The 12,170-nt window shown below is 71.8% G+C and carries 8 protein-coding genes and 2 pseudogenes; 6 read left to right on the top strand and 4 right to left on the bottom strand.

The annotated features are described in order from the left end of the window. Window positions 1-697 (top strand): annotated as a pseudogene (locus J7357_RS05975) (peptidase M56); the annotation flags it as partial. A gap of 21 nt (window positions 698-718) precedes the next feature. On the opposite strand, the gene J7357_RS21325 reads toward J7357_RS05975, so the two are convergent. Further along, window positions 719-2,077 (bottom strand): ribonuclease H-like domain-containing protein, encoded by a 1,359-nt coding sequence (locus J7357_RS21325; protein ID WP_343237393.1) that lies wholly within the window; start codon window positions 2,075-2,077, stop codon window positions 719-721. Continuing rightward, a pseudogene (locus J7357_RS05965) lies at window positions 2,053-4,269 on the bottom strand (DEAD/DEAH box helicase); the annotation flags it as partial. The pseudogene J7357_RS05965 and the gene J7357_RS21325, both read right to left, overlap by 25 nt. A 390-nt stretch (window positions 4,270-4,659) precedes the next feature. Here J7357_RS05965 and J7357_RS05960 point away from each other — a divergent pair. Next, the gene (locus J7357_RS05960) at window positions 4,660-5,322 is read left to right on the top strand and encodes a hemolysin III family protein (protein WP_209245366.1); all 663 of its coding nucleotides are present in this window, start codon (window positions 4,660-4,662) and stop codon (window positions 5,320-5,322) included. Window positions 5,323-5,386: 64 nt separating this feature from the next. Next, window positions 5,387-5,899, top strand: a complete 513-nt coding sequence (locus tag J7357_RS05955; protein WP_244667295.1) for a hypothetical protein — start codon at window positions 5,387-5,389, stop codon at window positions 5,897-5,899. Window positions 5,900-6,083: 184 nt separating this feature from the next. Here the strand turns inward: J7357_RS05955 and J7357_RS05950 are convergent, their stop codons facing one another. Both J7357_RS05950 and J7357_RS05945 read right to left on the bottom strand, forming a co-directional pair. Continuing rightward, window positions 6,084-6,641, bottom strand: a complete 558-nt coding sequence (locus tag J7357_RS05950) for a lysozyme inhibitor LprI family protein (RefSeq protein WP_209245365.1) — start codon at window positions 6,639-6,641, stop codon at window positions 6,084-6,086. Window positions 6,642-6,738: 97 nt separating this feature from the next. Beyond that, window positions 6,739-8,562, bottom strand: a complete 1,824-nt coding sequence (locus J7357_RS05945; protein WP_209245364.1) for a family 43 glycosylhydrolase — start codon at window positions 8,560-8,562, stop codon at window positions 6,739-6,741. A gap of 158 nt (window positions 8,563-8,720) precedes the next feature. Here J7357_RS05945 and J7357_RS05940 point away from each other — a divergent pair, with 158 nt between their 5' ends. From J7357_RS05940 to J7357_RS05930, 3 genes are all read left to right on the top strand, one after another. Beyond that, window positions 8,721-9,629: a DUF4424 family protein gene (locus tag J7357_RS05940; protein ID WP_209245363.1), complete on the top strand. Its 909-nt coding sequence runs from the start codon at window positions 8,721-8,723 to the stop codon at window positions 9,627-9,629. Window positions 9,630-9,789: 160 nt separating this feature from the next. Continuing rightward, window positions 9,790-11,184, top strand: coding sequence for an MFS transporter (locus J7357_RS05935; RefSeq protein WP_209245362.1), 1,395 nt, complete (start codon window positions 9,790-9,792; stop codon window positions 11,182-11,184). Window positions 11,185-11,306: 122 nt separating this feature from the next. Beyond that, window positions 11,307-12,122 (top strand): EcsC family protein, encoded by an 816-nt coding sequence (locus J7357_RS05930; protein WP_209245361.1) that lies wholly within the window; start codon window positions 11,307-11,309, stop codon window positions 12,120-12,122. The last annotated feature ends 48 nt before the right edge of the window (window positions 12,123-12,170 follow it).

Here is a 12,170-nt window from a genome sequence, read left to right as displayed (position 1 = left end):
AGCGACGCCCGCGCAGCCTGCACCGCCGCCGGTCGCCCCGCTGCCGCCGCCCGCGCCGCTGGCGCCGCCGGCACCGGCGGTCCCCGCTGCGCCGCCGGCCATCGGCTCGCGGATCAGCACGCGGTCGGTGCAGAAGACCCGCAACGGTCAACTCGAACAGTCGTATGTCCGGGTCAAGGGCAACCGTTCGACGATGAGTGGCAGCAGCGACGAACTCGCCAGCATGAAGCGCGAGACCCAGGGCGATGGCCTGTGGTTCCGCCGCGGCGGCAAGCGCTATGTGGTGCACGATCCGGCGCTGCTGGCCCGCTTCGACGCGCTGTTCGAGCCGATCGGCAAGCTGGGCGCGCAGCAGGGCGAGCTGGGCAAGCGCCAAGGAGCGCTGGGCCGCGAGCAGGGCGAGCTGGGCCGGGAACAGGGCAAGCTGGCGCAGGAAGCCGCGGCGCGGGCGCTGGAGCGCATCGACATGGATGCCGTCGCCGCCAAGGCGCAGGCGAGTGCGCAGGCGGCGCTTGCGCAGCGCCAGGACGCGCTGTCGGCGAAGATGCGCGCGCTCGGCGAACAGCAGGCCGCGCTGGGCCGGCAGCAGGGCGAACTGGGCACGCGTCAGGGCGAATTGAGCGCGCAGATCGATCGCGAGGTCGACCGCCTGCTCGATGCGGCCATCGCCGCGGGGAATGCGCAGCGGTTGGAGTGATCCGCTCGTTGCGTGCCGCGCTTACGCCGACGCGGCCGCCGCCAGTGCGCGTTCCTCGGCCTCGGCGGCGACCAGGCGCTGCAGCAGCAGCGCCAGCGTGACCACGTCCTGGTGGTTGTGCGCGGCGACGCGGCGCAGGTTGCGCGCGTTGCCGCCGCGCAGGTAGCCCAGCCACGCCGCCGGCGCTTCCGAGCCCGGCAGGTCGTCCTCGCGCACCACCCGCAGCAACTGCCGCTCGATGGTGGCGAGCTTGCAGTTCTCCCAGGTGCCGCGATAACGGCGGCGGGTGGGATGCAGCAGGTCCACGTGATCCAGCGCCGACAGCGGATCGGCGCAGCGCGCCAGCCGGTAACGGGTCTTCAGCAGCGGCGCGTCGTAGCAGCGGCCGTTGTAGCTGGACAGCACCGTGCCCGGCCGCAGCCAGGCGCGGAACGCCTCCAGCATCGCCTTCTCTGCGCCCATCGTGGCCATCAGCAACTGGCGGATGCGCAGGCCCGGGCCATCGGCCGGATGCACCGTCCAGTCGGCCGCGCCGATCATGAAGGCGCGGGTGCCGGTGCCGCCGGCCAGGCCGGTGGTCTCGGTGTCGAAGAACAGCAGGTCGGTCGGTTCCACCGCATCCTCGCGGCGGGCGAAGGCCAGCGACAGCGCGCCGGCGGGCACCGGCTGCGGCAGGAATGCTTCGATCAGGTGCAGCCCGGGCGCGATCTCCACCCCGGGTAGATGCCGGTCCGGCGCTGCCGCCGGCCGGCGTGCGGCCGCCGCCGCGGCGGGCGCGACGGCACGCTCGCGCAGGCCGAGCAGGCGCCGCAGGGCGGACACATCGGTGCCGCCACGGTCGAACGGGGCGATGGCGATGGGTGGCGCCACGGCGGTGTCGGTGCCGCCGCTGCGCGGGGCAGCGAATTGCGTGCGTGCGGCTGGCGGTGCCGCGTGCGATGCGACCTCGCGCGGCTGCGCCGTTGCCTGCCGCGGCGCGTGCGTGGGCGTCGCCGCGGCGGTGTCTGCGCGTGGCGCGGCAGACGCGTCGGCTGCGATGCGATGGCCGGAGGACGCCGGCGTGCGCTCGGCGCTGGTATCGCCGGCCTGCCGGCGCAGCGCGCGCAGGCGCTCCAGGCTGATGCTCATGCGCTCCACTCCGGCAGCGCGTCTGCATCGACGTCGGCCGCGATCGTGGCCGCGCCGCGCGCGTCCAGCGCCGCGTCGTCCTCGCCGTCGAGCAACAGGCGCAGCACGCGCAACGCCAGCGCCCGAGGCGTGGTCGCGCTTTCCTCCTGCGCCGCCAGCACCGGGCCGACGCAGGCCGGGCAGCCGGCCACGCAGTCGCAGCCCTGCACCAGTTCGCGGGCGCGCTGCACCAGTTCGGCCTGGCGCCGCCACAGCGGCTCGCTCAGGCCGACGCCGCCGGGGAAGTTGTCGTACAGGTACACAGTGGGCACGAACTGCTGCAGTTCGACGCTGGCCGGCTCGCCGCTGTCGCCGCCACGCAGCTGGCCGCGGCCCTTGGCGTCGGCCACCGCGAACCAGGCGCCGTCGCCGTCGCCCACCGCCTGCTGCAGGTCGCGCGCATCGGCCATCACCGCCACCGTGGCCACCACGTGCAGCGCGTAGGCCGCGCCGAGAAAGCCGTCCAGCGCGTCCTGCTTGCTGCCGAACGCCTTGAGCAGGGTGGCCTGCGGCAACTGCCACCACACCGCGGTGGTGTGCAGTTCCTGGTCGGGCAGGTTGACCGGGCCGTAGCCGATGTTCTCGTGGGTGTAGTAGCGGATCTTCTTGTAGCCGGCCACGCGCCGCACCACGTGCACCTCGCCGTGGTGCGCGTCGCCGCGCCCGGCCGCGCCGCCGTCGAAGCGGTCCAGCACCTTGAGCTTGGTGAAGTCGATGCTGTCGGTGTAGTAGTCCACGTGGGTGCGGGTGACGTAGGCCTTGCGGCCTTCCCAGTCGAGCTTTTCCACCTGGTAGGGCGTGCTCTGCACCATGTGGATGGCGCCTTCGTACAGGGTCAGCGCGGCGGCGGAATAGTCGACCTCGGCGATGATCTGCTGCTTGCCGTCTGTCTTGTCCACCACCACGAAGTTGCCGTCGGCCACCGAGCGCAGGCTCACCGCATTGGCCGGATAGCTGTCGGCGATCCACTCCCAGCGATCGCCTTCCTGGTGCACCACCTCGCTCTCGGCCAGCGCTTCCAGGAACACCGCCGGGTCCACCGGGCCGAACGCCTCGCCGGCGACGAAGGTCAGTTCGAACGCGGCGCAGCGGATGTGGTCGAACAGGATCAGCGGCTGGTCCGGGGCGATGCGCGCGTGCTCGGGCGAGGCGTCGGCGAAGAAATCCGGATGCCGCACCACGTACTGGTCCAGCGGCTGCGAACTGGCCACCAGCACGCCCAGCGCCGGCTGCTGACGGCGCCCGGCGCGGCCGAAGCGCTGCCAGGTGGCGGCGACGCTGCCGGGGTAGCCGTTGAGCACCACCACGTCCAGCGCGCCGATGTCCACGCCCAGTTCCAGCGCCGAGGTGGAGACGATGCCGTCGATGCTGCCGGCGCGCATCGCCCGCTCGGCCTCGCGGCGCTCGCTGGGCAGGTAGCCGCCGCGGTAGGCGCGGATGCGCGGCGGCTTGCGCGGGTCGTGGTCGAAGATGTCCTTCAGGTACTTGGTCAGCACTTCCACCATCAACTGGGTCTGCGCGAACACCAGGGTCTTTAGCCCGGACTTGATCGCGATGCGCGCGATGCGGTTGCTCTGCGAACGCGCCGAGGCGCGCAAGCCCAGGTCGGCGTTGACCACCGGTGGGTTCCACAGCAGCACGTGCTTGTCGCCGCTGGGCGCGCCGGAATCGGTGATCGCGTGCACGCGCTGCTCGATCAGCGCCTCGGCGTGTGCGCGCGGGTTGCCGATGGTGGCCGAGCACAGGATGAACTGCGGCGTGACACCGTAGAACGCGCAGATGCGCTTGAGCCGGCGCAGCACGTTGGCGACGTGGCTGCCGAACACGCCGCGGTAGGTGTGGATCTCGTCGATCACCACGTAGCGCAGGTTCTCGAAGAACTGCGCCCACTTGGTGTGATGCGGCAGGATCGCCTGGTGCAGCATGTCCGGGTTGCTGACCACGATGTCGCCGTGCAGGCGGATCGCCTGGCGCGCATCGCCGGGGGTGTCGCCGTCGAAGGTGAAGGCCTTCACCCCGAGGTCGCCGGCACGGTTGAGGTCCAGCAGCTCGGCCACCTGGTCCTGCGCCAGCGCCTTGGTCGGGAACAGGTACAGCGCCTTGGCCTGCGCGGTCATCGCCGCGGCCACCACCGGCAGCGTGTAACACAGCGACTTGCCCGAGGCGGTGGGGGTGACGATGGCCACGTGCTCGCCGCGCTGCGCCGCCTCCCAGGCCTCGGCCTGATGGCTGTACAACTGCGCGATGCCGCGTTCGCGCAATGCGGCGGCCAGCGCCGGCGGCACGTCGTCCGGGATCGGCGCGTAGCGGCCGGCCTGGCCGGGGATGGTGAAGCTGCCGGTGATGCGGTCGTGGTAACGCCGCTCCAGCCGCGCGCTGAGCAGCGCGCCATCGCGCGAGGGCATCCCGTCGGTGGTGGACAGGGCGCGCTCGGCGTCCTCGGTGCGCGGGGCTAGGGCGTGGGCGGGCATCGGCACGGCTCTCAAAGCGGAACAGGGAAGCGAAATCGCGTCTCAGGGTATGAGACCGCGCACGATCGGGCGAGCCATGCAGGCTGAGCGGATTCAGCCTGCGCCTCTGCGCCGGGCGCTGTGCATGGCTGGCGTCGTCGTTGCAGGCGGGTGCGGATCGCGCGCATCGGTGCGGGCGAGCGTCGGCGATCCCCGAGCGCGCCGAGGCATCGCCCCGGGAAGCGCGGGCGCGCGTTCGCCGCCGGCGAGCGGAGGGACGCGATCGGCAGTTATGCTGTCGCTCCCCCTTCGGCAGCGACGCAGCTCCTGGCGCCGCACATTCCCTTGTCCGTCTCTGCTCCTTCCGCTTCGCCGCACTACCGCACCGCCGCCGCCCGCCGTGCCGATCTGCTCGTGCATGCCGCCGGCCTGCTGCTGGCCGTGGTCGGCGGCGCGCTGCTGGTCTGGCGCGCCCATGCCAACGATGCGCTGATCCTGGCCACCAGCATCTACGCGCTGGGGCTGCTGACCATGTTCGCCTGCTCGGCGGCGTACAACTTCGCCCCGCCACAGCGCCAGCCGGTGCTGCGCAAGCTCGACCACGCCGGCATCTTCGTGATGATCGCCGGTTCCTACACGCCGTTCTTCGTGCTGGCGCTGTCCGGCGCCTGGGTCTGGTCGATGACCCTGGCGGTGTGGGGCGTGGCGCTGTTCGGGGTGTTCGCCAAGCTGTTCCTGCCCGGCATCGCCAAGGGCTTCTGGGTGGCGATCTACCTGTTGCTGGGCTGGGCGGGGATGGCCGCGGTCAAGCCGATCGTGGCCGGGCTGGACACGCCGGTGCTGTGGCTGATCGCCGCCGGCGGCGCGATCTATACGGTGGGCGTGGCCTTCTACGTGCGCAAGGCGATGCTCTACAACCGCGCGATCTGGCATGCGCACGTGCTGGGCGGCGCGCTGGCGCACTGGTGCGCGATCTGGCTGTGCCTGCGGCCGCTGTCGCCGACGTGAACGGCGGTGGCGACGCGCTAGAGATGGCCGCGCCGCGTCCGTAAGCTCGGGCGCCATGGACAGCATGGGCACAACGGAACCGATCGGCCGGCGCCTGAGGGCGTCGCTGGCCGTCGCGTTGCTGGCGGCGTGCACGCAGGTGCAGGCGCAACAGGCCGCGCCTGCGAACGATGCCGTTGCGACGCCCGCACCGTCCGTCGCGATGCCGCCGGCCACCGACGCTGCCAAAGACGACATCCAGACCCTGGGCGAAGTGCGCGCGCTGCCGCCGGACGAGGGCGAGCCGCTGGATCTGTATCGCTTCAAGAATCCGGTGACCCCGCCGCCCAACCGCTTCGACAAGGACTGGCGGCCGCCGCCCTCGGTGGAACAGGTCAGCCAGAGCGGCGGCTACATCGCGCTCGGCGTCTACTACCTGGCCGGCAAGGCGGCCAAGGGCCTGCACGCGCTGACCGGTGGCCCCGACCAGGTCCAGGCCGCCGTCGCGCGGCCGCCCCCGCAACTGAGCGAGGCCGAACTGCAGCGCGCCATGAAGGTGTGCGCGGACCAGGGTGGGGGTTGCGCGGCGGGGCAGTGAGATGCGCCCCATGCGCGCTGGCCGGCTCGGCCGCCTCAGCTGCAGGCGTCTTCGAATCGCAGGTCGTTGATGCCAAGTTCTGCGACGCTGCCGTCGAAGGTGCCTCCGCTGAGTCTTTCTCGAATCCGCATACCGGCTTTGTGCTCCGCGCAGTGCATGCCCTGTTGCGGAGGTCGCTTTGCCCTCAACGCCCGCCGCGCGTATAGCCTTCCAGTTCGTCGGCGCGGGAGCTGATCCGGCGCAGGGTGGCTTCGGCGCTTTGCAGGCCTGACTCCTGGCCGCGGGCGCCGAACGCACGGTCGAGTTGTGCGGCCTGGTCGTTGGACTGCTGCCAGGTGTATTGCGCATCCATCAGGCGGGAGCGGTCCATGCCGCTGAGGCGGTAGCGCAGCTTGTCGTAGGCGCGGTCCAGCCGCTCCTGCTGCACGCGCTGTTCGCGCTGGATGCAGCGCCGGTTCTCGTCCAGGCCCTGCGCCTGCTTGCGGCAGTCGTGGTAGGTGGCGGACAGGCCATCGCTCGGGGCACCGGCTTCGGCGCCGGCCGGCGGCATCTGCTGCAGTTGCTGCTGCATCTGCTGGATCTGCTCGGCCTGCTGCTGCAGCAGGCGTTGCTGTTGCTGCAGTTGCGCGTCGCGTGGGTCCATCTGCTGCGCGGCGGCGTTGCCGCACACGGCGGCGACCACCGCGGCGATCAGCCATGCGCGCAGCCGGCGCTGGCGCTGGGTTCCCTGGTGCTGGTGCATCGTCCTTCTCCTTCGATCGGCAACCGATCCTGCCGCGCGCCGCTTCGCCGGTGCGCGGTCGAGGTGGCGCCAAGCATACGGGAAGGCCGTGATGGCTTCATGGCACGGCGACGGGCGCGCTCAGCGGGGAGACGCCGCGTTCGTCGAACGCTTCGACGGCGAACACGTAGTCCTGGTCGACGTTGAGCGCGCGGAGTTCCAGGTCGGTGCCGCGGTCGGCGAACACCTGGTAGGTGAGGGTGAGGCGGTCGGCGCGCAGGCCCCAGCGCACGTTGTAGCCGACGGCGCCGGGTACCGCCTGCCAGTGCACGCGGGCGTTGCGGCGGTCGGCCTCGCGGCGCGCGACGACACCGGTGGGTGCAGGTGGCGGGGCGCCGTCGGCGTTGCCGAACACGCGCAGGTCGCTGATCGCCAGGTGCGCGGCGCCGACGTGGCCGTGCACGTAGCGGATGTAGCGGGTGCGCACTGGCGCGGGCAGTTGCAGGTAAGCGTTGGGCCGGTCGCGGCGGTCGGCGCCGTCGCCGACCTCGGCCAGCGGCAGCCAGTGGCGGCCGTCGCGCGAGTGCTGCAGCCGGAACGCGGTGTAGATGTCCGGCGCATCGCCGTAGCGGCCGGCACGGTAGTCGGCGAAGTTGACCTGCACCGCGCGTACGCTGCGCTCCCCGCCCAGGTCCACGGTGAGGGTCTCGCCGGGCGCGTTGCGCGCGGCCACCCAGTAGCTGCGCGGGTCCTCGTCGGTGGCGCGGTCGGCGGCGAAGTCGTCCAGGGTGGACGAGGCGGTGGCCGGCTTGCGATAGGACAGCAGCATCCAGCCGGTGAACAGCGTCTCCGGGTCGGCCACCGGGCCGTCCGGCATCCAGTGCGGGAAATCGCCGAAGCGGGTGGACACGCGCATCTGCCCGTCGGCGGCGAACGCGGCCGGGAACAGCACGATGCGCCGCTCGAAGGTCCAGTTGGCGCCGATCCACGCGGTGCCGCTGTTCCACCAGTTGCCGTGCGCGTCCTGGAAGGTGGAGCCGTGGCCGGCGCCCTGCATGAAACCGCCGGGCTTGTAGGCCACCGGGTTGTAGGGCGCATAGACGAACGGGCCGAGCGGGTGCTCGCCGATGTACACGCCGTTGGCGTAGGCGTTGTACTCGCTGCCCGGTGCGCCATATTGCAGGTAGTAGCGGCCGCCGGTCTTGGTCATCCATGCGCCTTCCAGGAAGCTGCCGATCGGGCTGCCGTCCGGGAAGCGGGCGCCGCGGTGATCGGGGCCGAAGCGCTCCCAGCCGTGCTGCGCCGGGTCCAGCGCGAGCAGCGGCGTCGGCACGCCGCGGAAGGCGAAGCCCTGCGCACTGCGGTCCATGGCGATGCCGTACAGCGGGTACCGGTCCGACGAGCCCCAGTACAGGTACCACTGGCCGTCGTCGTCGATGAACAGGTCCGGATCCCAGGGGCCGGGCGGCACGTCGCTGAGCGGCCGGCCTTTCATCTCGGTGCCGATCGGCTGGGCGCGCGGCAGCGTGGGCAGCAGGCGGGTCAGGAAGTCGAGCTCGCCGCTGGCCGGGTCGCGGGTCTGCAGCAGCGGGCGCGGTTCGAAGGCCGACTGCATGATCACCAGGCGGTCGCCGTCGGCGACCACCGCCGGCGCGACGATGCTCTCGAACGGCCAGCGGCTGGGCGTGACGAACTGCCAGTCGAGCAGGTTGGGGGAGCACCAGTAGCCGTCGGCCAGGGTCTGGAACAGGTAGTAGGCATCGCCGAAGCGCACGAACACCGGGTCGGCGCCGGTGCGGTAGGAAATGCCTTCGTTCAACTGCTCGAAGTTGTAGCGGTAGTCCAGGTCGATCGGGTTGGCGTAGCTGCGCGCGTCCGGTGTCTGCGCCGCGGCCAGCCAGGCGGACGTCAGCAGCGCCAGCGTTGCGAATGCTTTGAACATGGCGATGGCCTTCCCCCCGTGACGGCGCCGGCTACCGTAGCAAACGCCGTGGCGGGGCGCGATGCGGCGTGCGATGCGCCGCGGTTACCATGGCGCCCCGCCCGTTCGCCGCTGCCGCGCGGCGGCCGCAGCGCCTTTCCTCGCCGATCGTCGACGCCATGACTGCCAACGCTTTGCCGCGCCGCCTGCTGCCCTCCCTGCTGTCGTGCTTGCTGTTCGCCGCCGCTGCCGCCTACGCCAACGACAGCAGCATCGGCGATGCCAATGGCTCCATCGAACTGATCCGCCAGCCGGACATCCGCATGAGCAAGGAAGACCTGTTCATCAGCGAGGAGCGGGTGCAGGTGGACTACGTGTTCACCAACACCAGCACGCGCGAGCTGCTGGTGCCGATCGCCTTCCCGATGCCGCCGATGTACTTCGGCATGGCCGACCACAGTGCGCTCACCGACTTCAGGCTGTGGGTGGACGGCAAGGCGGTGCGCACCGAGCGCCGGCTGGTGGCGAAGCTGGACGGGGCCGACATCTCGCGCGCGTGGGCGGCCAGCGGCTGGACGCCGGACGACCTGGCCGAGTACGTCGAGGGCGGCACCGTCCCGGCCGGGCGCAAGCCGCTGCCCGCACGCTGGTTCGATGCGGATGGGCAGCCGCGCTTCACCCTCAGCGAGTACTTCGTCTGGCAGCAGCGCTTCCCGGCCAGCGGCACGGTGGCGATCCGCCACAGTTATGCGCCCAGCGTCGCCACCGGCGTGCCGATGCCGGCCAGCGACCTGATCGGCGAGTACGCCAAGCCCACCTGCCTGGACGCCGCTACCCAACAGCGCATGCGTCGCCGCGCCGGCGCCAACGGCCTGCAGTGGAGCAACCTGCGCTACGTGCTGCGCACCGGCGCCAACTGGAAGGGGCCGATCCAGGACTTCCACCTGACCCTGAAGAAGCGCGCCCCCGGCGACCTGCTCAGCCTGTGCTTCGACGGCGACCTGCAGCGCACCGACGCGCTGACCTTCGAGTTTCGCCAGCGCGACTTCGTGCCCGACCGCGACCTGGACATCCTGTTCCTGCGCTGACCGGCGGCCGGCGACCATAGCGGCCGACCGCCCCGAAGCCGACATCCGGCTGAACGCCGATGCGGCGCGGTCGGCAGTTTTCGCCCGACGCGGTGGCGCGCGCGGCGGCGGATCGGGCAGCATGCGGCGGCGCGTTTCCTCCCCCACAGGACTTGCCTGCATGCGCGATGCTGCCGTTGCCGCTTCCGATCCCGTCGCCCTGGTCGCGGCGCGCCTGGAGCGCCTGCCGCCCACCCGCACCCTGTGGCGCCTGGTCGCGGTGCTGGCGCTGGGCGGCTTCTTCGAACTGTACGACCTGTTCCAGACCGCCTACCTCAGCCCCGGCCTGCTGCGTGACGGCGTGTTCGCCGAGGGCGCGGCCGGCGTGTTCGGTATCGCCGACCAGGCCGCGTTCGCCTCGGCGACCTTCCTGGGCCTGTTCCTCGGCGCGAGCCTGCTCAGCCCGCTGGTCGATCGTTTCGGACGCCGCGCGGTGTTCTCCTTCGCGTTGCTCTGGTACAGCGTGGCGACCGTGGCGATGGGCCTGCAGCACAGCGCGCTGGGGGTGATCCTGTGGCGCGGCGTGGTCGGCATCGGCCTGGGCGTGGAGCTGGTCACCATCGACACCTACCTGTCGGAGATGGTGCCGCGGCAGATGCGTGGCGCGGCGTTCGCGCTGGCGTTCTGCGTGCAGTTCCTGGCGGTGCCGGCGGTAGCGCTGAGCGCCTGGGCGCTGGTGCCGCACGCGCCGCTGGGCCTGAGCGGCTGGCGTTGGGTGGCGCTGCTCAGCGGCGGCTTCGCGCTGGCGGTGTGGTGGCTGCGCAGTCGCCTGCCGGAATCGCCGCGCTGGCTGGCCACGCAAGGCCGGCATGCCGAGGCCGATGCGGTGCTGCAGCGGCTGGAGGCACGCTGTGCCGCCGACCTGGGGCGGCCCTTGCCGGCACCGGAGCCGCTCCCTGTCTCCCTTGCGCCGCCGCCGCGCTTTTCCGCGCTATGGCAGCCCCCGTATCGGCGCCGCATGGCGATGCTGGTGACCTTCCACATCTTCCAGGCGATCGGCTTCTTCGGTTTCGGCAACTGGCTGCCGGCGCTGCTGGCGCGGCAAGGCGCCGACAGCGTGCACGGGCTCGGCTACGCCTTCGCCATCTCGCTGGCGTATCCCGTGGCGCCGCTGCTGCTGATGGGCGTGGCGCAGCGCTGGGAGAACAAGTGGCAGGTAGTGGTGTCGGCGCTGGGCGCGATGCTGTTCGGTCTGCTGTTCGCCTGGCAGCACCAGCCGCTGCTGTTGATCGCCTGCGGCGCGGCGGTCACCTTCTGCAATGCCTGGATGAGTTTCGCCTATCACGGCTACCAGGCCGAACTGTTCCCCACTGCGCTGCGCGCCCGCGCGGTGGGCTTCTGCTATTCCTTCAGCCGCCTGTCCACCGCCGCCAGCAGCCTGCTGATCGGCGCGCTGCTGGACCGCACCGGCCATCGCGGCGTGCTCGGCTTCATCGCCGCCAGCCTGCTGATTGCCGCCACGGTGGTGGGCCGGTTCGGACCGCGCACCCACCAGCGCGCGCTGGAGCGTATCTAGGGCTGGTCATGGGCGCACGGGCGCGCCCGATGGCTGAACGTCGCGCACCGGTCATCGGTCCTCGACACCATGCCGCTGCCGCCCGGTGCATGCTGTGGCCTCCCTCGCCACGATCTTCGGCCATGACCACGCTACTGCCCGTCCCCGTGATGGATGCCGCCGACCACCGCGACCTGGCCCAGGCGCGCGCCCTGCTGGAACACCCCGGCCTGGCGGCGAAGATTGCCAATGCGGTGGGCGCGCCGATCGAGGCGCTGATCAGCAAGCGCCTGCCGAAGATGCTGGCCTCGCGCATCGATGCGGTCAGCCAGCGCGCGCTGCGGGTGGCGTTGCGCTCGGCACTGCTGACCCTGCGTGGGCAGACGCCGGAACGCGCACGGCCGCGCCTGCATGGCGCCGCGGTGGCGGCGACCGGCGCCGCCGGCGGCTTCTTCGGCCTGCCCGGGCTGGTGGTGGAACTGCCGCTGACCACCACCCTGATGCTGCGCTCCATCGCCGACATCGCCCGCGCCGAAGGCGAGCGCCTGGACGACCCGGCGACCGCCCTGGCCTGCCTGGAGGTGCTGGCGCACGGCGGCCGCAGCCAGCGCGACGACGGCAGCGAATCGGGCTACTTCGCGGTGCGCGCAGCGATGGCGCAACAGCTCAGCGCCGCCGCGCAGTACATCGCCGCGCACGGGCTGGGCAGCAAGGGCGCGCCGGTGCTGGTGTCGCTGCTGTCGCGCATCGCCGCCAAGTTCTCGGTGACGGTCAGCGAGAAGCTGGCGGCGCAGGCGGTGCCGCTGGTCGGCGCGGCCAGCGGCGCGTTGCTCAACACGGTGTTCATCGCCCACTTCCAGGCGATGGCGCGCGGCCACTTCACCGTGCGCCGGCTGGAACGCCGATACGGCGAAGCGGCGGTGCGCCAGGCCTACGAGGCGTTGCCGGCCGGGCGATGACCATGGCGGTCGCCGCATTGCGCTGGCACAGTGGTGACCGCTTCCAGG

The organism is Xanthomonas sp. D-109 (assembly GCF_017746095.1).
In the GTDB taxonomy this organism is placed as follows: Bacteria; Pseudomonadota; Gammaproteobacteria; order Xanthomonadales; family Xanthomonadaceae; genus Xanthomonas_A; species Xanthomonas_A sacchari.
This window is presented reverse-complemented; position numbering and strand designations above follow the sequence as displayed.